The following is a 21,589-nucleotide window of genomic DNA, read 5'->3' as shown; positions in this document are numbered from 1 at the left end:
CACGATTGGCACGGCCGTTGCTGAAGCAGCGCCGAAACCATCCGGTTTTCCAATAAATCTGCGGAGGACGTCGTGAGTTCACAGGAAGCCTCAATTCAGACTGTCGGAGCGCCCGTCACGGAGCAGCGTGCCGATGTCACCGACATGAAGCGCCGGTTGCGCGCGATCTTCGTCGGCTCGGTCGGCAATCTCGTCGAGTGGTACGATTTCTACGCCTATGCGGCGTTCTCCCTGTATTTCGCCAAGGCGTTCTTCCCTGATGGCGACGAGGTGGTGCAGCAGCTCAATGCGGCGCTGCTGTTTGCTGCGGGCTTCCTGGTGCGCCCGCTCGGCGGCTGGATGTTCGGCCATCTGGCCGATCGCTATGGCCGGCGCAACGCGCTGACGCTGTCCGTCGTGATGATGTGCTTCGGGTCGCTGATCATTGCGGTGACACCGACTTATGCTTCGATCGGTCTGGCCGCTCCCGTCATCCTCGGCCTTGCGCGGGTCCTGCAGGGGCTGAGCCTCGGCGGCGAATACGGCACCAGCGCCACCTATCTCAGTGAGGTCGCCGACGAGAAGAATCGCGGCTTCTACTCCAGCTTCCAATACGTGACCCTGATCGGCGGGCAGCTCTGCGCCATCCTCGTGCTGCTACTCCTGCAGAAGGTGTTTCTCTCGACTGAGGAGATCCGGGCCTGGGGCTGGCGCGTGCCGTTTGCGTTCGGCGCCGTGCTCGCGGTCGTCGCGGCCTTGATGCGGAGCAATCTGCACGAAACCGACGCCTTCAAGAGCAGCCAGGCCGCGGTGAAGAAATCCAGCTCGATCCGCGCGCTGCTGAACTACCCGCGTGAGCTGATGCTCGTGGTGGGGCTGACCATGGGCGGCACGGCGGCGTTCTACACCTACACCACCTATATGCAGAAATTCCTCCGCCTGTCGGTGAAGCTGACCGACGACCAGACCACCATGGTGACAGCGGGAAGCCTCGTCTTCGCGATGGTGCTGCAACCGGTCTACGGTGCGATCTCCGATCGCATCGGGCGCAAATGGCTGCTGATCGGCTTCGGCGTATCCGGCACGTTGTTCACCATTCCCTTGCTGACGACGCTGCAGGCCACGCACGATGCATTTTCCGCCTTCCTGCTGATCGCCGCCGCCTGGATGATCGTGTCGGGCTATACCGCGATCAATGCGGTGGTGAAGGCGGAACTGTTTCCGACCAGCGTACGCGCAACGGGCGTCGGGGTGCCCTATGCGCTGACCGTCTCGATCTTCGGCGGTACCGCCGAATCGATCGCGTTATGGTTCAAGTCGATCGGCCACGAAAGCTGGTTCTACTGGTATCTGACCGGCTGCATCGCGGTTTCGCTGCTGGTCTATCTGACGATGCGCGACACCAAGGCGACGTCCGCGATGGATCGTCACGAATAGGTCGGGGTCCCCGGGCGGGCGGTGGGGTTCCTCACCGCCTTGCCACCACCACCCCCACCAGAAACGCCACCAGCAGCGCCGGCAGCGGCGCTTCGCGCACCATGCCGCGAACGATGTCGGGCCAGTGCTGTTCGGGGACGAGTTTTGGGGACCTGACTTCAGGCGTCGCAGGTATGTCCCAGCTCGACGCGAGTTCGGCGATCTCGCTTTGCGCGAGACGCACGCCGTCACGCACCCGGAAGATCGCAGCCTCCGATTGCTCCCGCGGCGCGAGCGCCGTCAGCGTCGCGATCGCCGTGCGTAGCGTCATCTCGCCAAAACCTTGCAGCCTCACCTGCTCCTCGGGATCGGACGTCATGCGAAATCCCTTACAGCGCGAAATGGCGCGCGAGGGCGAAGGCCGCCGTCGCGCACAGGACCAGCGTGGATACCGCGCCGGCCACGCCGCGCGCGAGATGGGTTCGCGTCAGGTGCCTGGTCATGATCGTGCTCCATGCTCTCATGGAAATGACGGCGAGAGAGGTTGGTTCCTCGCGCGACTGAGAGGGAGCGAACGGGTTTCGCTGGCGCCAACGCCGAATCGCCAGGGGGTGACTACTTCCGCAGCAACTCGCTCAATGCCGCCGTCGCCTCGGCGCAGCGGATGTCGTCGATCTCGCGGGACAGGCTGAGCGCGCTCGCTCTCAGTTCCTCGAGTTTCCAGCTCTCCGGATGCTGGTTTTCGAGTTGACCGAGACGCTTGTTCAGATCGTCCAGTCTCGACTGGAGCTGCCCGATGCTGGCATCTCCATTCACTTTCCAAACGCGTTGTGCACGCATCGTCGTTCCCCTGCTAGTCTCACGGCCTTGTGAGAGCGGTTCGTGGCCGGAATGGGAGTTTGTTTTGTCCGGCTTCAGATCGCGGGGAACCGTTGCAGATTCGCAACGTTTTGAGGCGCGGCCGCCGGCCGCTGCACAATGATACCCACAGGCATGGAATTTGATTGTGCCTCATCGCGACGATGGGTCGAGCCGGCCTGTGCGCGCGGTGCGCTGCTCGATAGGCTCAGGCCCGATGCACTCCGGAAGACGAGGGAATGAGGCGTGGCGAGATTCGTAACTATCGCAGCCGGCCAGCTTGGCCCGATCGCAAGGACCGCGAGCAGGACGGAAGTTGTCGCCCGGCTGATGGCCCTGATGCGCGAGGCGAAAGCCTGCGGCTGCGATCTGATCGTCTATCCCGAGCTTGCGCTGACGACGTTTTTTCCGCGCTGGTATTTTGAGGATCAGGCCGAGATCGACAGTTTTTTCGAGCGCGAGATGCCGGGGCCGGAGACGCGTGCCCTGTTCGATCTCGCCCGCGAGATCGGTATCGGCTTTTATCTCGGCTATGCCGAACTGACGGTCGAGGCCGATGTCGTCAGGCGCTACAACACGTCCATTCTGGTCGACAAGAGCGGCGCGATCGTCTCGAAGTATCGCAAAGTCCATCTGCCCGGCCATACCGAGCCCGAGCCGTGGCGGAAATTTCAGCATCTGGAAAAGCGCTACTTCGAGCCGGGCAGCGGTTTTGGCGTGACCGAGGCCTTCGGCGGCGTGATGGGCATGGCGATCTGCAACGACCGCCGCTGGAGCGAGACCTACCGGGTGATGGGCCTGCAGGGCGTCGAGATGGTGCTGATCGGCTACAACACGCCGGTGCACAATCCGCCCGCGCCCGAGCATGACGATCTCTCGCTGTTCCACAACCATCTGGTGATGCAGGCCGGCGCCTACCAGAACGGCACTTTCGTGGTCGGCGTCGCCAAGGCCGGCGTCGAGGAGGGCGTGGATCACATCGGCGGCAGCTGCATCATCGCGCCCTCGGGCGAGATCATCGCGCGATGCACGACCAAGGGCGACGAGATCGCGCTGGCGCGCTGCGATCTCGACCTCTGCAACTCCTACAAGCGCACCACCTTCAATTTCGACCTTCACCGCCAGCCGCAGGCTTATGGGATGATCGTGGAACGGAAGGGCGTGACGACGACGGCGCATGGGACGCCGGTGTTGCGGAAGGGGTGATCTCCATCCTGACGACCGTGCAGGATGACGGAGCGGTAGAGGGCTGTGTCGCCCTCTGTCAATGCGCCTCCGCCAAAAATATTCCACTTTACCGAAATTCGGTTTCGGCGTATGTGTCGCTTATCCCGGCTTGACCTTGAGGGGCGATCGCGCGTCGTCACGTTTCGCGAGCCGGGTTGCGGTGGACGCGGCAGCGTCGGCACGAGATGGTAGCGGGCAGGGCGGGTAGTCCCTGTGAGCCCGAAACCGCGTGCGGACGAGCGACGCTGAACGCGTACGGCAAAACCGTGTGGTCCTGGCCGTCGTTGCTACGGTCAAGTCCTGCGAAGGTGCGAGCGAGCCCAACCGGGCAGACTGCATCATCCAATTCGCGGGAGCGAGGGAGGCCAGAAGGAAAGTTCGGCTCCCGGGAGATCACGGCATAAGCCGTCCGACCATCGCGCAGGGAAGGCCGAGTGATCGGCACCACCTGTATGCTGCTGTGCGGTTCTTTCTGCGTGTGCATTTCGCGCAGCGGACCGCGGGTGCGAGCCAGCACCCGGCCTTCCCTGCGCCCTCTTGGATTGGAGGGTGGAGAGACCAAGCAAAGCTCGGGCGAATTAGGCCGCGAGGACGCGAAGGCGTGTCTGTGAGCTGAGCTGCGTGCCACAAACTCGATATCGTAGATATCGTAGGGTGGGCAAAGCGCAGCGTGCCCACGTCTTGTTGCTTATGGAGAGAGATCATGGGCACGGCGCTATGCGCCTTTGCCCACCCTACGGCACTGCGCGCTTGGAGAACGAGCCATCGCCTCATACACCGTCATTGCTTCGTCGCTAGAGCTCGTCGCGATGACGGTGGAGAGGGCTAGCGCCACACTCCGCTCGCGTGCCCCGGACGCAGCGCAGCGCTCGGGCGATGCGAAGCATCGTCCGGGGCGGTGCGCTGCAGAGCCGGGGCCCATCCATCCGCGTCGTGCCGTGCGGCCTTCTGGGTCCCGGCTCTGCGCTGCAACGCTTCGCGTTGCGACTTGTCCGGGACACGAGACCTGGGCGCCTGCTCATCCCGCCACGCGATCCGCCCCATCACGACCACGTGCCTTGATTAGGAAACAATCATTCCCTATTATCCCGCAATGCAAAAAGCTGCCCGCCGATCGCCGTCTGCCCCCCGTCCGCCCGGTCGTCCCCGGGAATTCGACATGGACACGGCGCTGGACCGCGCCGTGCGGGTGTTTCGTGAGCGCGGCTATCATGCGACCTCCATCGGCGACCTTACCGCGGCGATGCGGCTGGCGACGGGGAGCATCTACAAGGCATTTCGCGACAAGCATGCGGTGTTCCTGGCTGCCTTCGAGCGCTATACGGCGCTGCGCCAGGAGCAGACCCGCGGCGCCGCCGCGCACGGCAAAAACGGCCGTGAGCGACTGCGCCATGTGCTGCTGTCCTATGTCGCGCAGTCCCAGGGCGCCGAGGGACGGCGCGGCTGCCTCGTGGTCGGCAGTGCGGTCGAATTGTCGGCGGTCGATTCCGTCGTCGCCGCCCGCGTCGCCGCGCAGCTCGAGACCAACGAAGATTTCATCGCCGGCCTCATTCGCGAGGGGCAGGCCGACGGCTCGATTCCCGGTCATGTCGCCGCCGACGACACCGCGCGGTTGATGATCTGCATCACGCAGGGCCTGCGTGTCGTCGGCAAGGCGCGTCTGCCGCTCGACGCAGCCCGCCTCGTCGGCGTCGCGATGAAACTGCTCGCCTGAATTTGTGTCCTATTAGGGAACGATCATTCCCGATTCTTGGAGACTATGCGTCATGACGATGAATGCCACGATCGAGACCGCGCCCGAACCGGATGCGGTGTCGCAGCGCCTGACCTTCGTGCTTGCCGCGGCCTGCGGCATGATCGCGGCCAACATCTACTACGCGCAGCCGCTGATCGCCCCGATCAGCGCCGCGCTCGGCCTGTCGCACGCAGCTAGCGGGCTGATCGTCACCATGACGCAGATCGGCTACGGCACCGGGCTGCTGCTGATCGTGCCGCTCGGCGATCTCGTCGAGAACCGTATCCTGATCTGCTCCGTCATCACGCTCGGCGCGGCGGCGCTGCTCGCCGCCGCGTTCGCCACCCATGCGTTGCCGTTCCTGATCGCCGCGCTGTTCATCGGCCTCGGTTCGGTCGCGGTTCAGATCATCATTCCCTATGCCGCGCATCTGGCGCCGGAAGCCATCCGCGGCCGTGTCGTCGGCAACGTCTCGACCGGCCTGATGCTCGGCATCATGCTGGCGCGTCCGGTGTCGAGCTTCGTCACCTCGGCGCTGTCGTGGCACGCGGTGTTCTTCGCCTCCGCCGCGCTGATGATCGTGCTGACGGCCGTGCTCTGGATGACGCTGCCGAACCGCAAGCCGGTGACGCGGATGCACTATGGCGAACTGTTGCTGTCGATGCCGCATCTGGTGCGGGCGACGCCGCTGCTGCGGCGCCGGGCGCTCTACCAGGCCAGCTTGTTCGGCTGCTTCACCCTGTTCTGGACGGTGGCACCGCTCCAGCTTGCGGACGCGTTCGGCTTCACCCAGCGCGGCATCGCGCTGTTTGCGCTGGCCGGCGTGGCCGGCGTGTTCGCGGCGCCCATCGCCGGACGGCTCGCCGATCGCGGCCATAGCCGCATCGCGACGCTGGTCGCGATGCTGCTCGCGGCCGGGGGCTTCCTCGTGACCTATCTCGGCGCGCCCGGCTCGATGCTGAACCTGGTCTGTCTGGTCGCGGCGGCGATTGCCATCGACGTCGGCGTCCAGGGCAATGTCGTGCTCGGCTTCCGCGCCATCTTCGCGCTCGGGCACGAGCACCGCAGCCGCCTCAACGGCCTCTACATGGCGACGTTCTTCACCGCCGGCGCGGCCGGCTCCGCGGTCGGCGCTTGGGCTTTCGCGCAAGGCGGCTGGACGCTCGCATCGGCCATCGGCCTCGCTCTGCCCGTCATCGGCTTGCTCTATGCGGCGACCGAATAGCCGCCGGCCACAGCAATTGTGCGATGCGGCCGTTTACCGGGCCGCGGGAGGCAGCCGGGTGATGCAATTTGCATCTCGCGATTCCGGTGCTGCTGTAGTACTTTGGTCTCAAGCGGGCCCGGTTAATGGGCGGCAGGGGGAGGCTGATGAGGCGTGCGGGGCTGTTTGGCGTACCGCGGGTACGGCCATGGTCGTGGCAGGCGTTTCTGCTCGGATGCGTCGTTGTCGCCATGTCGGCTGCGTTTCAGGGCATTTGCGTTGCGCTCGGCGCAAAGCTCTATTTTGCAGCGTTCCTGCCCGGCCTGTTCATACTCGGCATCGTTGCGGGCACGCCGGCGGCGGGGTTTGCCGCGCTGTTCACCATTCCCCTGGTGTGGTGGGCGTTCATTCCGCCCTTCTTCGAGTTCAACGCGCTGAGCAACGCAAATACCGATTCCATCAACCTGTTCTGCCTGCTCGCGGTGCTGCTGATTGGCCTCGCCGATCTCTGCCGCGAGACCATGAGGATCGTCAGCCAGGGCGGGTTGAAGTCCCCGGGCGAGAGCGCGGCAACGAATCCGCAATAATTCGCCTTTGCCCGGCCGTGCACGTTGCGTCCGCGCAACAGTCCGGCAACCATCCGCAAGCTTGCCGCGCGCCGCTAACTTTTCGAAAAAGATTTGGCCGCAGTTTCTCCCCCGGGAATGACGAGGGAGTTTTCGGACATGAACGGTCAAGCCATCTTGGAGAATGTGCGCCGCTATCGCGGCATCGCATCGCTTTATCGCCAGACCGCTGCGTTCCGCCCGGGCCAGAGCTGGTCGCTGCTGGAGCAGGCGAGCGATTGGGAAGCGCGGGCGTTGTCGGAGCTGGAAGCCTATTTCGCGTTGCGCGCGGACTACGCCGCTCCGCTCGCAGCCTGATTGTTAACCATCGCTCACGATATGATCGTCAGATCGGGTGCGGGCACCACGAATTGTCCGCCCCAGGCGCGAACCTCCGCCAGCTGGGCGATGATCTCGTCCTTCAGATTCCAGGGCAGGATGAAGACGTAATCGGGCCTGGCCGCGATCAGGGCGGCGGGATCGCGGATCGGCAGATGCGATCCCGGAAGCAGCAGGCCCTGCTTATGCGGATTGCGGTCCACGGTGAACGGAATCAGCTCACGCGTGACGTCGCAATAATTGAGCAGCGTGTTGCCCTTCGCAGGCGCGCCATAGGCCAGCACCGACTTGCCCGCGCGCCGCGCCGCGACGAGAAAGTCGCGGATCGTCTCGCGCTTGGCCGCCACCTTGGCCTGGAAATCACGATAGCTCGCCGGCTGGTCGAGCCCTGCCAGGGTCTCGCGCCGGCGCAAGCTCTCGAGTGTGGGCGAAGGGCTCCGAGGCGCAGCCTCGGCGCAGACATGCAGGCGCAGCGAGCCACCATGGGTCGGCAACTCGTCCACGTCGAAGACGCGCAACGCGTGTGCGCGAAACACCTTCTCGAGGGTCGCGAGCGAGAAGTACGACAGATGCTCGTGATAGATCGTGTCAAACTGGATGCCTTCGATCAGGTGCAGCAGATGCGGAAGCTCCAGCGTCGCGCGCCCGGTCTCGGGCAGCAGAATCCGCAGGCCCGCGACGAAATCGTTGATATCAGGGACGTGCGGCAGCACGTTGTTGGCGACGATCAGCTCGGGCCTATGACCTTCGGCGCGCAGCGCGGTCGCGACGTCGCGGCCGAAATAGCAGATCCGGGTCGGAATCCCCTTGGCGATCGCAGCGGCCGCCGGACCGCTGGCCGGCTCGATGCCGAGCGCACGGATGCCGGCGCGCAGGAAATATTGCAGCAGATATCCATCGTTGCTGGCGATCTCGATCACCTCGGACGCTGCGCCGAGCTTCGCACGGACGATCATGTCGGCGGCATAGCTCTCCGCATGAAGCAGCCAGCTCTCGGAATAGGACGAATAATAGAGATACTGCTCGAAGATGTTGGCCGCCGGCTCGAATTGTGGAAGCTGGACCAGTCCGCAGGCACCGCACGCACGGGCATGCAGCGGATAGGTCGGCTCGGTCGCCTCCGCCCGCTCGGGCGGCAGATAAGAATTCGCCAAAGGCGACAGGCCGAGATCGACGAAGGTCTCGTCGAGCTCCCGCGCGCAGAAGCGGCATCGGTGCCTGTCCATGAACGGATCGTCCCGTTGTGCCGTCGTGCCGCGGCTGTTAGTGAATTCTCTCAAGCCACGGAAATTCCGACAACGTTGCGCATGATGCAACCCAAAAGACGTTTCGGTGAACCGACGTTCGCAGCGGCGGCGTCGCGGTGCGGGGGCCCGGGATGAAGTTCACTGCATTGGCGCTGCCAGGCGTGGTTGAAGTCGGGATCGAGCCGGAGACCGACGCGCGCGGATTCTTCGCCCGGCTGTTCGATGCTGAGGCCTTCGCGGCGCAGGGCCTGCCGACGCATTTCGCGCAGCACAGCCTCTCGCATAACGAGCGCGCCGGCACGTTGCGCGGCCTGCACTACCAGGCCGGCCGGCCGGAGGCCAAGCTGGTGCGGTGCGTTGCCGGCCGCGCCTTCGACGTGATCGTCGATCTGCGCCGGTCGCTGCCAACCTACGGACAATGGTGCTCGGTCGAGCTCGCCGCCGATCGCCGCAATGCCGTGTTCATCCCCGCCGGATGCGCGCACGGCTTCCAGACGCTCACTGAGGGCACCGAGCTGATGTATTGCATCGATGTGCCCTATGACGCGCAAGGCGCGGCCGGCATTCGCTGGGACGATCCATCGCTCGCGATCGACTGGCCGCTTGCCGATCCTATTCTGTCCGCGCGCGACCGCGCGCTGCCGTGTCTCGCATGAGGCGGGTGTTGGTCACGGGCGCGTCCGGATTCGTCGGTCGTGCGCTGTTGCCTGTGCTGACTGGTCGCGGCTTCGAGGTGCACGGCGTCGCGCGCGCGACTCAATCGGCGGTGGCCGGTGTGACATGGCATGCGGCCGATCTCCTCACCGAAGCCGGCCGCGCACATGCGCTGTCGGCATCGCGGCCGACGCATCTCGTTCATCTCGCATGGGAGGTGCGGCCGGGCCGCTATCGCGAGGATCCCGTCAACCGGTTGTGGGCCGAGGCGAGCATTGACCTGTTGTCACGTGCGCGAGCCCGCGGCACCCAGCGCATCCTCGGCATCGGAAGCTGCCTCGAATACGGACCGCAGAGCGGCCCGTGCGAGGAGCAGGTAAGTCAATGCCGTCCCACGACACTGTACGGACAAGCCAAGCTCGCGACGGCCGAAGCCTATTTAGCGGCGGGAGCCGCATGGGGCCGCGTGTTTGTCCCGTTCGGGCCGCACGAGCCCGAGGCGCGCCTGATCCCCTCGCTGATCCGGAGCCTTCGCGCGGGACAGCATTTCGATTGCTCGCATGGCGGGCAGCTGCGCGATTTCGTCTATGTCGATGACCTCGCGCAGATGATCGCCGCCGTGCTCGACAGCGAGCTCTCCGGCGTCGTCAATCTCGCCAGCGGCGAAGTGCGCAGCCTGCGCAGCGTGATCGAGCATGTCGCAGGTCTCCTCAAGGCACGCCATCTGGTCAGGTTCGGCGCCCTCGATGCAACGGGCGTCGACGCCGAGCCGATCATTGCCGCCGACGTCCACCGCCTCCGCGACGTGATCGCGGGCGTGCCGGTCATCGGATTCGAGGAGGGCGCCGCGCGCGCTCTGGCATGGTGGATCGACCGTCTGCCGGGGAGGGGATGACGTGCGGTCTCCTCGCAACAGGCCGGCGGCAAGCGGGACCCGTGGCAATTACGGAGTTGTCTGGCTGCCCGCCTGTGCTAGCAACGGGCCGACCGAAATCTCCTTCACGTCGGCCGGGGCAAGCGATGACCACGTTCAACCGCATCTTCACGACGGAGCGTCTGCTCCAGATCATCGTGATCCTGGCGGCGACCGTCGCCATGAAGCTGATGAGCTGAGTGCCGGCCGGTTATCGTCCGCCGAACTCGGGCACCTCGGGCAGATAGTTCGACCCCTCCGAGCCCAGAAAATCGAACATCGCCTGCGCCGGCGGCAGCAGCACCTTGTCGCTGCGGCGGATCACGTACCATTGCCGCACGATCGGCAGGCCCGCGACGTCGAGCACGATGAGCCGGCCCTCGGTCAGCTCATGCGCCACGGTGTGGGCCGAGATGAAGGCGATGCCGAGCCCGGCGATCACGGCCTGCTTGATGGTCTCGTTGCTGCTCATCTCCATGCCGATGATCGGCTCGAGATCGGACTTCTGGAACATGCCTTCCATCAGCGTCCGCGTGCCCGAGCCGGGCTCGCGGGTGAGGAAGGTCTCGTGGACGAGGTCGGTCAGGTTGAGGCCGGAATCGTTCTCCAGCCAGTGCCCCTTGCGCGCGACGATGATGTGCGGATTGCGTCCGAGCTGGCGGACGTCGACCGTGACGTCGGCCGGTGGCCGACCCATCACCGCGAAATCGAGGTCGTAGCCGTGCATGGCCTCGCGGATCTCCTCGCGGTTGCCGATGGTGAGCTTGATCTCGATCTTGGGGTACCGCTTGGAGAACGCCGCGATCGCATGCGGCACGAAGTATTTCGCGGTCGAGACCGCGCCGAGATGCACGGTGCCGCCGGTCCGCCCGGCGAGCAGGTCGAGCGCGCCCTGGCAGTCCATGATGGCGGCCTCGACCCGTTCGGCCAGCGTCAAGACCTCCTTGCCCGCCTCCGTCAGCAGCATGCCGTCGCCGGTCCGCTGCACCAGCGGCAGGCCGGCGAGATCCTGAAGCTGCCGGAGTTGCTGGGTCACGGCCGGCTGGGTCAGCCCGAGATGCCCGGACGCCGCCGTCACGCTGCCTTTGGCCGAGAGCGCCGCAAGCGAGCGCAGCTGCCGGATCGTCAGATGCCGGAGCTGGGCCGCCGCATGGCTGGGGCCATTATAAGAAAATTCTTTGACGCTCATTATGAATAGAAATTTTCCTTATTAAGCCGCCCCTGTCAATCTCCTGATGCCGGGACCGACCGTACCGACCTCCAGAGGGGAGGGAACTGGATACGGCGCCGGCAAAGGGGATGCGCAGATGACCGGGCAATTGAGGCTGGACGACCACCTTCAACGGTATTCGGAGACCGCACCTCATGCGCTCGCCGTGGCGGCCGCGGTCGATGCCATCGCGGCAGCGGCCATTGAGATCGCCGACCTGATCGCCACCGGAGATCTCGCGGACGCCTCCGGCCTGACCACCGGCCGCAACAGCGACGGCGACGTCCAGCGCGATCTCGACGTGCAGGCGGACGCGATCCTGCGCCGCTGCCTCAGCAAGCTGCCGGTCGCCGCGCTCGCCTCGGAAGAAATGCGCGAGGCCCAGATCGGCGATCGTGAGGCGAAGATCTGCATCGCGATCGATCCGCTCGACGGCTCCTCCAACATCGACATCAACATGACGGTCGGCACGATCTTCTCGATCCTGCCCGCCCCCGATGATCTCTCGCTCGCCTTCCATCAGCGCGGCTCGGCGCAGCTCGCGGCGGGCTTCGTCACCTACGGGCCGCAGACCTCGCTGGTGCTGACGCTCGGCGAAGGCGTCGACATCTTCACGCTCGATCGCAAGGCGGGTTGCTTCCGCCTCGCGCGCAGCGGCGCGCAGATTGCCGAGGCCTGCGAGGAGTTCGCGATCAACGCGTCGAATCGCCGGCACTGGGATTCGCCGGTGCGTGCCTTCGTCGACGAGTGCCTCGCCGGCGTCGAAGGGCCAGCCAACCACGATTTCAACATGCGCTGGGTCGGCTCGCTGGTCGCCGAAGCCTATCGCATCCTCACCCGTGGCGGCATCTTCCTCTATCCCTCGGACGCGCGTGCCGGCTATGGCGACGGCCGCCTGCGTCTGACTTACGAAGCGCATCCGATGGCCATGATCATCGAGCAGGCCGGCGGCTCCGCCACGACGGGGCGCGAGCGCATCCTCGATCTCTCGGCGCAGAGCCTGCACCAGCGCGTGCCGCTGATCATGGGCTCGAGCAACGAGGTGCGCCGCGTCGAGGAACTGCATTGCGATCCGCTGCTGGTTGCCAGCGTCTCAGCGCCGCTGTTCGCGCGGCGCGGATTCTTCCGGCTGTAAGGAGGGCGTCCGATGTCCAGGAAGCATCCCATCATCTCCATCACCGGCTCCTCCGGCGCCGGCACCACCTCGGTCAAGAAGACCTTCGAGCAGATATTTTTCCGCGAGAAGGTCAACGCGGCCTACATCGAGGGTGACGCCTTCCATCGCTACGACCGCGCCGAGATGCGCGCGCAGATGGCGAAGGAGGCCGATCGCGGCAACAAGCATTTCAGCCATTTCAGCCCCGAGACCAACCTGTTCGAGGAGCTGGAGCGCGCGTTCCGCGATTATGGCGAGACCGGCACCGCGACGACACGGCATTACGTGCATGACGCCGAGGAGTCCGCGCTGCATGGCGCGGCGCCCGGCACCTTCACCGACTGGAAGCGGCTGCCGGAGAATTCGGACCTGTTGTTCTACGAGGGCCTGCACGGCGCGGTCGTCACCGACAAGGTCAATGTCGCGCGCTATGCCGACCTCAAGATCGGCGTCGTGCCGGTCATCAATCTCGAATGGATCCAGAAGCTGCACCGAGACCGCAGTGCGCGGGGTTATTCGACCGAGGCCGTCACCGACACCATCCTGCGGCGGATGCCCGACTACATCCACTACATCTGCCCGCAATTCACCGAGACCGACATCAACTTCCAGCGCGTGCCGACGGTGGACACCTCCAATCCGTTCATCGCGCGCTGGATCCCGACGCCGGACGAGTCGATGGTGGTGATTCGCTTCAAGAACCCGCGCGGCATCGACTTCCCCTATCTGCTCTCGATGCTGCCGCAGAGCTGGATGTCGCGCGCGAACTCGATCGTGTGCCCCGGCGCAAAGCTCGATCTCGCGATGCAGCTGATCCTGACGCCGCTGATCATGCAGCTGATCGAGCGCAAGCGCAGCTTGAAGTGAACGAGGAGAGAATCCAATGAACATCTCGGTTCATGCCGAAGCCGACCTCACGGCGGTCACGCACAATGATCTCGCCAATGCCGTCCGCTTCCTCGCGGTCGACGCCATCGAGACCTCGCAGTCGGGTCATCCCGGCCTGCCCATGGGCATGGCCGATGTCGCAACCGTGCTGTTCTCGCGCTTCCTGAAATTCGACTCGGCGCATCCCAACTGGCCGGACCGCGACCGCTTCGTGCTGTCGGCGGGCCATGGCTCGATGCTGCTCTATGCGTTGCTGCATCTGACCGGCGGCGACGTCAGCCTCGACGACATCAAGGCATTCCGGCAATGGGGCTCGAAGACGCCGGGCCATCCGGAATATGGTCACACGCCGGGCGTCGAGATGACGACGGGGCCACTGGGGCAGGGGATCGCAACCGCGGTCGGCATGGCGCTCGCCGAGCGGATGGCCAACGCGCGACATGGCGACGGCCTCGTCGATCATTTCACCTATGTGATCGCGGGTGACGGCTGCCTGATGGAGGGCCTCAGCCAGGAAGCGCTCTCGCTCGCCGGGCATCTCGGGCTTGGCCGCCTGATCGTGCTGTTCGACGACAACGGGATCTCGATCGACGGGCCCACCTCGCTGGCGACGTCCGACGACCAGCTGGCGCGTTTCGCCGCCTCCGGCTGGTCGGTGCGCAGCATCGACGGCCACGATCCCGAAGCGATTGCGCAGGCGATCGCAGAGGAGCGGGAGACCGCCAAACCGTCGCTGATCGCCTGCCGCACCGTCATCGGCTACGGCGCGCCTGATCGGCAGAGCACGGAGAAAGCCCATGGTGCGCCGCTCGGCACCGAGCAGACCGCGGCCGCGCGCCGGACGCTGGGTTGGGATTATCAGCCCTTCGTGGTGCCTGTCACGGTCCAGAAGGCGTGGCGGATGATCGGGCAACGCGGCCAGGTCGATCGGCTCGCCTGGCTCGATCGCTATGAATGCGCGACGGCCGAGCAGCGCGACATGTTCGTCGAAGGCAAGGCGGTTGCCCTGCCGGCCGCCTACGCGCTGGCCGCGGCGAAGTTGCGCGAACGCTTTGCGTCCGAGCGTCCGAAGCTCGCGACGCGGCAGGCCTCGCAACAGGTGCTCGACGGCATCGCCGGGACGATTGCCGGCCTGGTCGGCGGCTCCGCGGACCTGACGCATTCGAACCTCACGCACGCCAAGCTGCAAGTCCCCGTCAAGCGCGGGACGTTCGCCGGCGACTACATCCACTACGGCATTCGCGAGCACGGCATGGCCGCCGCGATGAACGGCCTCGCTCTGCATGGCGGCTTCATCCCGTACGGTGGCACGTTCCTCGCGTTCTCCGATTATAGCCGGCCCGCGATCCGCCTTGCGGCCCTGATGCGGCTGCGCGTCATCCATGTGATGACCCACGATTCCATCGGCCTCGGCGAGGACGGCCCGACGCACCAGCCTGTCGAGCATCTTGCCGCGTTGCGGATGATCCCGAACCTGCTGGTGTTCCGTCCCGCCGACGCGGTGGAGACGCTGGAAGCCTGGGATTGCGCACTCAATTCCGAAGACCGCCCCTCCGTGCTGTGCCTGTCGCGGCAGGCGTTGCCGACCTTCCGTAGCGATGCGCGCGGCAGAAACCGCGTCGCACACGGCGCCTATCTCGTCGTCTCGCCGGACGGCGGACGCGACGTGACGCTGATCGCAACCGGTTCGGAAGTGTCGATTGCACTGGAAGCCGCCCGCCTGCTTGCGACCGAGCACATTCGTGCGGCCGTGGTGTCCGCGCCTTGCTTCGCCCTGTTTGAGGAGCAGCCGAACGACTACCGCGCCACCGTGCTCGGTACCGCGCCGCGTGTCGGAATCGAGGCGGCCGTGCAGGGCGATTGGGCGCGCTGGCTCGGCGCTGAGGGCGAGTTCGTCGGCATGCGCGGCTTCGGCGCCTCGGCGCCGGCGCCGGTGCTGTACCGCGAATTCGGCATCACACCGCAAAGCATTGCGGAAGCCGCCCGCCGGGCGGTCGCTCGCAAGCGACAATAAGGAGGACTTCTCGTGGCCCGTATCACACTTCGCCAACTGCTCGACCACGCGGCCAGCCATGGCTATGCGGTGCCGGCGTTCAACATCAACAATATGGAGCAGGGCATCGCGATCATGCAGGCGGCGGCCGAGGTCGATGCGCCCGTGATCATCCAGGCCTCGCGCGGCGCGCGCAGCTACGCCGGCGATCTCATGCTCTCGCACATGATCGACGCGCTGGAGCGGACCTATCCGGACATCCCGCTCTGCATGCACCAGGACCACGGCAATGACGAAGCGACCTGCGCGTCCGCCATCGCTCACGGCTTCACCTCCGTCATGATGGACGGCTCGCTCAAGGCCGATGCCAAGACGGCGGCCGATTACGATTACAACGTCGCGATCACCCGCCGCGTCGTCGATCTCGCCCACTGGGTCGGCGCCTCCGTCGAAGGCGAGCTCGGCGTGCTCGGCTCGCTCGAGCACGGCGGTGGCGAGCAGGAGGATGGCCACGGCGTCGAGGGTACGGTCAGCCACGACCAGCTCCTGACCGATCCCGACCAGGCGGTCGACTTCGTTCGTGCCACCAAGGTCGATGCGCTCGCCATCGCGATGGGCACCTCGCACGGCGCCTACAAGTTCAGCCGCAAGCCGGATGGCGACATCCTGGCGATGCGGGTGGTCGAGGAGATCCATCGCCGCTTGCCTAACACGCATCTGGTGATGCACGGCTCCTCGTCGGTGCCGCAGCCGCTGCAGGACATGTTCAACCAGTTCGGCGGCGAGATGCCGCAGACCTGGGGGGTGCCGGTCGAGGAGATCGTCCGCGGCATCAAGAGCGGCGTGCGCAAGGTCAATATCGACACCGACTGCCGCCTCGCGATGACGGCCGTGTTCCGCAAGGTCGCCGCGCAAACGCGTTCCGAGTTCGACCCGCGCAAATTCCTCAAACCGGCGATGGACGCGATGCGCGAGCTCTGTCGCGACCGTTTCGAGCAGTTCGGGACCGCGGGCCATGCCAGCAAGATCAAGGTCATTCCCTTGAGCGAGATGGCGCGGCGCTATCGCGCCGGCGAGCTCGATCCGCGCGTCGATGCCCGCGAGCCCGTTGCGGCCTAGTCAATCGGAAACAACAGAGAAAGCAGCAGGAGAGAGACATGAACGCACATACCGGCACGGTCCGCGGCAAAGAGCGCTATCGCTCGGGCGTCATGGAATACAAGCGCATGGGCTATTGGGAGCCCGACTACACGCCAAAGGACACCGACGTCATCGCGCTGTTTCGCGTCACGCCCCAGGAAGGCGTTGACCCGATCGAAGCGTCCGCGGCCGTCGCCGGTGAATCCTCGACCGCGACCTGGACCGTGGTGTGGACCGATCGCCTGACCGCGGCGGAGAAATATCGCGCGAAATGCTACCGCGTCGATCCGGTGCCGGGCACGCCGGGCTCGTATTTCGCCTACATCGCCTATGACCTCGACCTGTTTGAGCCGGGTTCGATCGCGAACCTCTCGGCCTCGATCATCGGCAACGTGTTCGGCTTCAAGCCGCTCAAGGCGCTGCGGCTGGAAGACATGCGTTTCCCCGTCGCCTATGTGAAGACCTTCCAGGGACCGGCGACCGGCATCGTGGTCGAGCGCGAGCGGCTCGACAAGTTCGGCCGGCCGCTGCTGGGGGCGACCGTGAAGCCGAAGCTCGGGCTTTCAGGCCGCAACTACGGCCGCGTGGTCTACGAGGCGCTGAAGGGCGGCCTCGACTTCACCAAGGACGACGAGAACATCAACTCGCAGCCCTTCATGCACTGGCGCGACCGTTTCCTCTACTGCATGGAGGCCGTGAACCGCGCGCAGGCTGCCTCCGGCGAAGTGAAGGGCACCTACCTGAACATCACCGCCGGCACGATGGAGGACATGTACGAGCGCGCCGAGTTCGCCAAGGAGCTCGGGTCGTGCATCGTCATGATCGACCTCGTGATCGGCTACACCGCGATCCAGTCGATGGCCAAATGGGCGCGGCGCAACGACATGATCCTGCATCTGCACCGCGCCGGTCACTCGACCTATACGCGGCAGAAGAGCCATGGCGTGTCGTTCCGCGTCATCGCCAAATGGATGCGGCTCGCGGGTGTCGATCACATCCATGCCGGCACGGTGGTCGGCAAGCTGGAAGGCGACCCCAACACCACGCGCGGCTATTACGACGTCTGCCGCGAGGACTTCAACCCGACCAAGCTCGAGCATGGCCTGTTCTTCGACCAGAACTGGGCGAGCCTGAACAAGATGATGCCGGTCGCCTCCGGCGGCATCCATGCCGGCCAGATGCATCAGCTGCTCGACCTGCTCGGCGAAGACGTCGTGTTGCAGTTCGGCGGCGGCACCATCGGCCATCCCATGGGCATTGCGGCCGGTGCGATCGCCAACCGCGTGGCGCTGGAAGCGATGATCCTCGCCCGTAACGAGGGGCGCGACTACGTCCACGAAGGTCCGGAGATCCTGGCCAGGGCGGCCGAGACCTGCACGCCGCTGAAGGCTGCGCTCGAGGTCTGGAAGGACGTGACGTTCAACTATCAATCCACCGACACGCCGGACTTCGTGCCGACCGCGCTCGAAACCGTTTGAGGAGACGCAGCATGAAACTCACTCAAGGTTGCTTTTCGTTCCTGCCGGATCTCACCGACGACCAGATCTATAAGCAGGTGCAATATTGCCTCGGCAACGGCTGGGCGGTGAATATCGAATTCACCGACGATCCTCATCCCCGCAACACCTATTGGGAGATGTGGGGCCTGCCGATGTTCGACCTCCAGGACGCCGCCGGCGTGATGATGGAGCTCGCGGAGTGCCGCAGGGTGTATGGCAACAAGTACATCCGCATCAGCGGCTTCGATTCAAGCCATGGCTGGGAATCGGTGCGGATCTCCTTCCTCGTCAATAGGCCTCCGCATGAGGCGGAGTTCGAGCTGGTGCGGCAGGAAGTCGGCGGCCGCGCGATCCGTTACACCACCGTGCGCCGGCCGGCCGCGCACGCGCCAACGTAAGCCATCCGCTTCCGCGCGGAGCTCTCCCTGCTCCGCATCCTTGGCGGACCACTGCTTCGCCGCTCCCCCGCGGCGAAGCTCCTTTTCTTCGAGGTAACGATGCTGGATGTTCCCCACGCAACGACGACTGAGCCCGGCGAGACCCAATTCGATCTCCGCAAGGAAGCCGAAGCGGCCGGGATCACCGACACGCTGCAGCAGCTCGAGCAGGAGCTGATCGGATTGAAGCCGGTGAAGAACCGCGTGCGCCAGATCGCCTCTCTGCTGCTGATCGAACGCATCCGGCAGCGCGCGGGCCTGGCATCGGCTCCGCCGACGCTGCACATGTCGTTCACCGGCAATCCCGGCACCGGCAAGACGACCGTCGCGCTGCGCATGGCCAAGATCCTGTACGGGCTCGGCTTCGTGCGGCGGGGGCAGGTGATCTCGGTGACGCGCGACGATCTCGTCGGGCAATATATCGGCCACACTGCGCCGAAGACCAAGGAGATCCTGAAGAAGGCGATGGGCGGCGTGCTGTTCATCGACGAAGCCTATTATCTGCATCGCCCCGACAACGAACGCGACTACGGTCAGGAGGCCATCGAGATCCTGCTCCAGGTGATGGAGAACCAGCGCGAAGACCTCGTCGTGATCCTCGCCGGCTATGGCGAGCGCATGACGAGCTTTTTCGCGTCCAACCCCGGCTTCCGCTCGCGCATCGCCCATCACATCGAATTCCCTGATTATGCCGAAGCCGAGCTGCTCGTCATTGCCGAGCTGATGCTGAAGGAGCGGGGCTATCGCTTCTCGGCTGCGGCCCGCGAGGCGTTCGAGAAATACATCGCGCTGCGCCGGACCCAGCCGTTCTTCTCCAATGGGCGTTCGATCCGCAACGCCGTCGACCGCATCCGCTTGCGCCAAGCCGATCGCCTGGTGTCCGACCTCGACCGTATGCTCGATGTCGACGATCTCGAAACCATCGATCCCATGGACGTCCTGGCGAGCCGTGTCTTCAGCGGCGCCGCCGATGCGCGGAGTGCAAAGCCATGACCAGAGAGATCATCATCGCTCCCTCGATCCTGGCCGCGGATTTCGCGCGCCTCGGCGAGGAGATCGCCGCAATCGACACGGCCGGCGCCGACTGGATCCATTGCGACGTCATGGACGGACACTTCGTGCCGAACATCAGCTTCGGTGCCGATGTCATCAAGGCGATCCGCCCGACGACGAAGAAGATATTCGACGTGCATCTCATGATCGCGCCTGTCGATCCTTATCTCGAAGCGTTCGCGAAGGCCGGGGCTGACGTCATCACGATTCATGCCGAAGCCGGCGCCCATCTCGACCGCTCGCTGCAGGCGATCCGTGCGCTCGGCAAGAAGGCCGGTGTCAGCCTGTGTCCCGCGACTCCCGAGAGCGCGATCGCCTATGTGCTCGACCGCATCGATCTCGTGCTGGTGATGACGGTCAATCCGGGATTCGGCGGCCAGTCCTTCCTCGAATCCCAGCTCGAGAAGATCGAACGGATCAAAGCGATGATCGGCGACCGGCCGATCCGGCTCGAGGTTGACGGCGGTGTCACGCGCGACAATGCCGCTGCCGTGGCGGCAGCGGGCGCTGATACGCTGGTGGCGGGCTCCGCGGTGTTTCGCGGCAAGAGCGTTGCCGAATATGCCGCGAATATCCAGGCCATCCGCGTCGCCGCCGAGACGGGCCGGGTTCCAAAGCGGCAAGATAATGCCGTGCAGCCGATGCGCCTCGGCGAAGGCGCGCGCACCCGGTAGATTACGGGCGGCCTCACCAGGTGATTGCGCCGACGTGCCGATCGCTTGGAGGGAACCGAAGTTTTCCCGCAGTCCTGCGGAGAATCCGGCGCGAGTCGGCATTAGCTTTCATGCCGGGGTAACCAACGGTGTCGAAGTAGACGTGTGATTAACGGCGACGCAATGCGCCCCTCCACAATCTGTGGTTCAAGGACTGCAGAGAGCGTGGGATGCACATTCAATATCGTCACTGGAATGCTGCCCATGGCTGGCGCGGAGCGGATGCCCTGCGCGAGCCGCCCCAGCTCGTGCTTTATTTCGGCAGCCGCGAGCAACTGGTGGACGGCAAACGTTATCGCGAGCTGCGCGGTCTTTATCCCGAGAGCCATATCGTCGGCTGCAGCACCGGCGGCCAGATCCACGGCGACGACATCTGCGATGACGAAGTCATCGCGGTCGCCTTGCGCTTCGCCCATACGCAAGTGCGGTTGGTGCAGGAGGTCGTCGAGAACCGCGATGCGTCGCGGGCCTGCGGTGCGCGCCTTGCCCGCCAGGCGCTGGCGGCCGATCTGGCGGGTCTGTTTGTCCTGTCCGACGGATTGGCGGTGAACGGGGGCGAACTGCTTGCCGGAATCACCGAGGTTCTGGGGCCGGATTTGCCGGTCACCGGCGGGCTCGCCGGCGACGGCACCCGATTTGAACAGACGATCGTCGGAGCCGACGCCGAGCCGTCGCCGAACCGCGTTGCCGCAATCGCATTCTACGGCGCCTCGTTCCGCTTCGCGCATGGCTGTGCCGGCGGCTGGGACGTGTTCGGCCCGCGTCGCAAGGTGACGAAGTCGGAAGGATCCGTGGTCGTGGAACTCGACGGCGAGCCGCCGCTCGACCTCTACACCCGCTATCTCGGGGAGGAAGAAGCCGAGGCGATGCCGGGTTCGGGTCTGGCATTCCCCTTGCGCATTCACGACGAGGCCGAGCCGGACCGGCAGATCGTGCGCTCGGTGTTCGCGGTGGATCGCAATGCCCGCACCCTGACATTCGCCGCCGACATTCCGGAAGGATGCACGGCGCAATTGATGCGCGCCAATTTCGACAGTCTTGCCGCCGGCGCCGGCGAGGCCGGCCGGCAGGCGCGCAGTGCACTTGCGGAGGGCGTTGACGGCGACAAGCTTGCCATCCTGGTGAGCTGTACCGGCCGCCGCAGGGTGATGGGGCAGCGCACGCAGGACGAGCTGGATGCCGTTGCCGCCGAGCTCGGCGAGGACGTCGTCCGGATCGGGTTCTACTCCTATGGCGAGATCGCTCCGCCGGCCGCGTCCGGCCGCTGCGAGCTGCACAACCAGACCATGACCGTTACCGTCATCGCGGAGGCGGCAGCTTGAC

General features: G+C 65.3%; 21 protein-coding genes. 17 read left to right on the top strand and 4 right to left on the bottom strand.

The window, feature by feature from the left end; all coding sequences use genetic code 11:
* The first annotated feature begins 144 nt into the window (after positions 1-144).
* Positions 145-1,416, top strand: coding sequence for an MFS transporter (locus tag XI03_RS20155; RefSeq protein WP_028141618.1), 1,272 nt, complete (start codon positions 145-147; stop codon positions 1,414-1,416).
* Between the two features lie 31 nt (positions 1,417-1,447).
* On the opposite strand, the gene XI03_RS20150 is transcribed toward XI03_RS20155, so the two are convergent.
* Positions 1,448-1,774, bottom strand: a complete 327-nt coding sequence (locus XI03_RS20150; RefSeq protein WP_038951193.1) for a hypothetical protein — start codon at positions 1,772-1,774, stop codon at positions 1,448-1,450.
* Between the two features lie 236 nt (positions 1,775-2,010).
* Positions 2,011-2,235 (bottom strand): hypothetical protein, encoded by a 225-nt coding sequence (locus XI03_RS20145; protein WP_028141616.1) that lies wholly within the window; start codon positions 2,233-2,235, stop codon positions 2,011-2,013.
* A gap of 264 nt (positions 2,236-2,499) precedes the next feature.
* Here XI03_RS20145 and XI03_RS20140 point away from each other — a divergent pair, with 264 nt between their 5' ends.
* The 5 genes from XI03_RS20140 to XI03_RS20120 all read left to right on the top strand — a co-directional run bounded on the left by XI03_RS20140 (position 2,500) and on the right by XI03_RS20120 (position 7,342).
* Positions 2,500-3,459 (top strand): N-carbamoyl-D-amino-acid hydrolase, encoded by a 960-nt coding sequence (locus XI03_RS20140; RefSeq protein ID WP_271593021.1) that lies wholly within the window; start codon positions 2,500-2,502, stop codon positions 3,457-3,459.
* Positions 3,460-4,639: 1,180 nt separating this feature from the next.
* Positions 4,640-5,194, top strand: coding sequence for a TetR/AcrR family transcriptional regulator (locus XI03_RS20135; protein ID WP_271593020.1), 555 nt, complete (start codon positions 4,640-4,642; stop codon positions 5,192-5,194).
* Between the two features lie 52 nt (positions 5,195-5,246).
* Positions 5,247-6,440, top strand: a complete 1,194-nt coding sequence (locus tag XI03_RS20130; RefSeq protein WP_028144075.1) for an MFS transporter — start codon at positions 5,247-5,249, stop codon at positions 6,438-6,440.
* A gap of 146 nt (positions 6,441-6,586) precedes the next feature.
* Positions 6,587-7,006: a hypothetical protein gene (locus XI03_RS20125; RefSeq protein WP_028144074.1), complete on the top strand. Its 420-nt coding sequence runs from the start codon at positions 6,587-6,589 to the stop codon at positions 7,004-7,006.
* A 138-nt stretch (positions 7,007-7,144) separates the two neighbouring features.
* Positions 7,145-7,342, top strand: coding sequence for a hypothetical protein (locus tag XI03_RS20120; protein WP_028144073.1), 198 nt, complete (start codon positions 7,145-7,147; stop codon positions 7,340-7,342).
* Positions 7,343-7,356: 14 nt separating this feature from the next.
* On the opposite strand, the gene XI03_RS20115 is transcribed toward XI03_RS20120, so the two are convergent.
* Positions 7,357-8,589, bottom strand: coding sequence for a class I SAM-dependent methyltransferase (locus tag XI03_RS20115; RefSeq protein WP_271593019.1), 1,233 nt, complete (start codon positions 8,587-8,589; stop codon positions 7,357-7,359).
* 152 nt (positions 8,590-8,741) lie between these two features.
* On the opposite strand from XI03_RS20115, the gene rfbC reads away from it, so the two are divergent.
* Complete coding sequence (gene rfbC, locus XI03_RS20110; protein ID WP_271593018.1) at positions 8,742-9,266, top strand: dTDP-4-dehydrorhamnose 3,5-epimerase; 525 nt, start codon at positions 8,742-8,744, stop codon at positions 9,264-9,266.
* On the top strand, positions 9,263-10,159 hold the full coding sequence (locus XI03_RS20105) for an NAD-dependent epimerase/dehydratase family protein (protein ID WP_271593017.1): 897 nt from the start codon (positions 9,263-9,265) through the stop codon (positions 10,157-10,159). The genes rfbC and XI03_RS20105 overlap by 4 nt, the downstream gene beginning before the upstream one ends.
* A gap of 229 nt (positions 10,160-10,388) precedes the next feature.
* Here XI03_RS20105 and XI03_RS20100 read toward each other — a convergent pair whose 3' ends face one another.
* The gene (locus XI03_RS20100) at positions 10,389-11,366 is read right to left on the bottom strand and encodes a LysR family transcriptional regulator (protein WP_271593016.1); all 978 of its coding nucleotides are present in this window, start codon (positions 11,364-11,366) and stop codon (positions 10,389-10,391) included.
* A 118-nt stretch (positions 11,367-11,484) separates the two neighbouring features.
* On the opposite strand from XI03_RS20100, the gene XI03_RS20095 reads away from it, so the two are divergent.
* The 9 genes from XI03_RS20095 to XI03_RS20055 all read left to right on the top strand — a co-directional run bounded on the left by XI03_RS20095 (position 11,485) and on the right by XI03_RS20055 (position 21,588).
* A complete protein-coding gene (locus XI03_RS20095; RefSeq protein WP_271593015.1) occupies positions 11,485-12,522 on the top strand; it encodes a class 1 fructose-bisphosphatase in 1,038 nt (345 codons plus the stop codon).
* Between the two features lie 12 nt (positions 12,523-12,534).
* Positions 12,535-13,410: a phosphoribulokinase gene (locus tag XI03_RS20090; protein WP_018321765.1), complete on the top strand. Its 876-nt coding sequence runs from the start codon at positions 12,535-12,537 to the stop codon at positions 13,408-13,410.
* A gap of 16 nt (positions 13,411-13,426) precedes the next feature.
* Positions 13,427-15,445, top strand: a complete 2,019-nt coding sequence (gene tkt / locus XI03_RS20085) for a transketolase (RefSeq protein WP_271593014.1) — start codon at positions 13,427-13,429, stop codon at positions 15,443-15,445.
* A 12-nt stretch (positions 15,446-15,457) separates the two neighbouring features.
* Positions 15,458-16,543, top strand: coding sequence for a class II fructose-bisphosphate aldolase (gene fba, locus XI03_RS20080; protein ID WP_028144066.1), 1,086 nt, complete (start codon positions 15,458-15,460; stop codon positions 16,541-16,543).
* 38 nt (positions 16,544-16,581) lie between these two features.
* Complete coding sequence (locus tag XI03_RS20075; protein ID WP_028144065.1) at positions 16,582-18,042, top strand: form I ribulose bisphosphate carboxylase large subunit; 1,461 nt, start codon at positions 16,582-16,584, stop codon at positions 18,040-18,042.
* Positions 18,043-18,053: 11 nt separating this feature from the next.
* Complete coding sequence (locus XI03_RS20070) at positions 18,054-18,461, top strand: ribulose bisphosphate carboxylase small subunit (RefSeq protein ID WP_028144064.1); 408 nt, start codon at positions 18,054-18,056, stop codon at positions 18,459-18,461.
* Between the two features lie 99 nt (positions 18,462-18,560).
* Positions 18,561-19,493, top strand: a complete 933-nt coding sequence (gene cbbX / locus XI03_RS20065) for a CbbX protein (protein ID WP_271593013.1) — start codon at positions 18,561-18,563, stop codon at positions 19,491-19,493.
* A complete protein-coding gene (rpe, locus tag XI03_RS20060; protein WP_271593012.1) occupies positions 19,490-20,227 on the top strand; it encodes a ribulose-phosphate 3-epimerase in 738 nt (245 codons plus the stop codon). The genes cbbX and rpe overlap by 4 nt, the downstream gene beginning before the upstream one ends.
* 209 nt (positions 20,228-20,436) lie before the next feature.
* Entirely contained in the window at positions 20,437-21,588 is a 1,152-nt protein-coding gene (locus XI03_RS20055) for an FIST signal transduction protein (protein WP_271593011.1), read from the top strand.
* Position 21,589 lies beyond the last annotated feature (1 nt).

It is taken from the genome of Bradyrhizobium sp. CCBAU 65884 (genome assembly GCF_028128835.1).
Lineage (GTDB): Bacteria > Pseudomonadota > Alphaproteobacteria > Rhizobiales > Xanthobacteraceae > Bradyrhizobium > Bradyrhizobium ottawaense.
This window is presented reverse-complemented; position numbering and strand designations above follow the sequence as displayed.

Coding starts and splice junctions, on each gene's coding strand:
- XI03_RS20155 (WP_028141618.1), top strand. CDS start 145: ATGAAGCGCCGGTTGCGCGCGATCTTCGTCGGCTCGGTCGGCAATCTC.
- XI03_RS20150 (WP_038951193.1), bottom strand. CDS start 1,774: ATGACGTCCGATCCCGAGGAGCAGGTGAGGCTGCAAGGTTTTGGCGAG.
- XI03_RS20145 (WP_028141616.1), bottom strand. CDS start 2,235: ATGCGTGCACAACGCGTTTGGAAAGTGAATGGAGATGCCAGCATCGGG.
- XI03_RS20135 (WP_271593020.1), top strand. CDS start 4,640: ATGGACACGGCGCTGGACCGCGCCGTGCGGGTGTTTCGTGAGCGCGGC.
- XI03_RS20130 (WP_028144075.1), top strand. CDS start 5,247: ATGACGATGAATGCCACGATCGAGACCGCGCCCGAACCGGATGCGGTG.
- XI03_RS20125 (WP_028144074.1), top strand. CDS start 6,587: ATGAGGCGTGCGGGGCTGTTTGGCGTACCGCGGGTACGGCCATGGTCG.
- XI03_RS20120 (WP_028144073.1), top strand. CDS start 7,145: ATGAACGGTCAAGCCATCTTGGAGAATGTGCGCCGCTATCGCGGCATC.
- XI03_RS20115 (WP_271593019.1), bottom strand. CDS start 8,589: ATGGACAGGCACCGATGCCGCTTCTGCGCGCGGGAGCTCGACGAGACC.
- rfbC (WP_271593018.1), top strand. CDS start 8,742: ATGAAGTTCACTGCATTGGCGCTGCCAGGCGTGGTTGAAGTCGGGATC.
- XI03_RS20105 (WP_271593017.1), top strand. CDS start 9,263: ATGAGGCGGGTGTTGGTCACGGGCGCGTCCGGATTCGTCGGTCGTGCG.
- XI03_RS20100 (WP_271593016.1), bottom strand. CDS start 11,366: ATGAGCGTCAAAGAATTTTCTTATAATGGCCCCAGCCATGCGGCGGCC.
- XI03_RS20095 (WP_271593015.1), top strand. CDS start 11,485: ATGACCGGGCAATTGAGGCTGGACGACCACCTTCAACGGTATTCGGAG.
- XI03_RS20090 (WP_018321765.1), top strand. CDS start 12,535: ATGTCCAGGAAGCATCCCATCATCTCCATCACCGGCTCCTCCGGCGCC.
- tkt (WP_271593014.1), top strand. CDS start 13,427: ATGAACATCTCGGTTCATGCCGAAGCCGACCTCACGGCGGTCACGCAC.
- XI03_RS20075 (WP_028144065.1), top strand. CDS start 16,582: ATGAACGCACATACCGGCACGGTCCGCGGCAAAGAGCGCTATCGCTCG.
- XI03_RS20070 (WP_028144064.1), top strand. CDS start 18,054: ATGAAACTCACTCAAGGTTGCTTTTCGTTCCTGCCGGATCTCACCGAC.
- cbbX (WP_271593013.1), top strand. CDS start 18,561: ATGCTGGATGTTCCCCACGCAACGACGACTGAGCCCGGCGAGACCCAA.
- rpe (WP_271593012.1), top strand. CDS start 19,490: ATGACCAGAGAGATCATCATCGCTCCCTCGATCCTGGCCGCGGATTTC.
- XI03_RS20055 (WP_271593011.1), top strand. CDS start 20,437: ATGCACATTCAATATCGTCACTGGAATGCTGCCCATGGCTGGCGCGGA.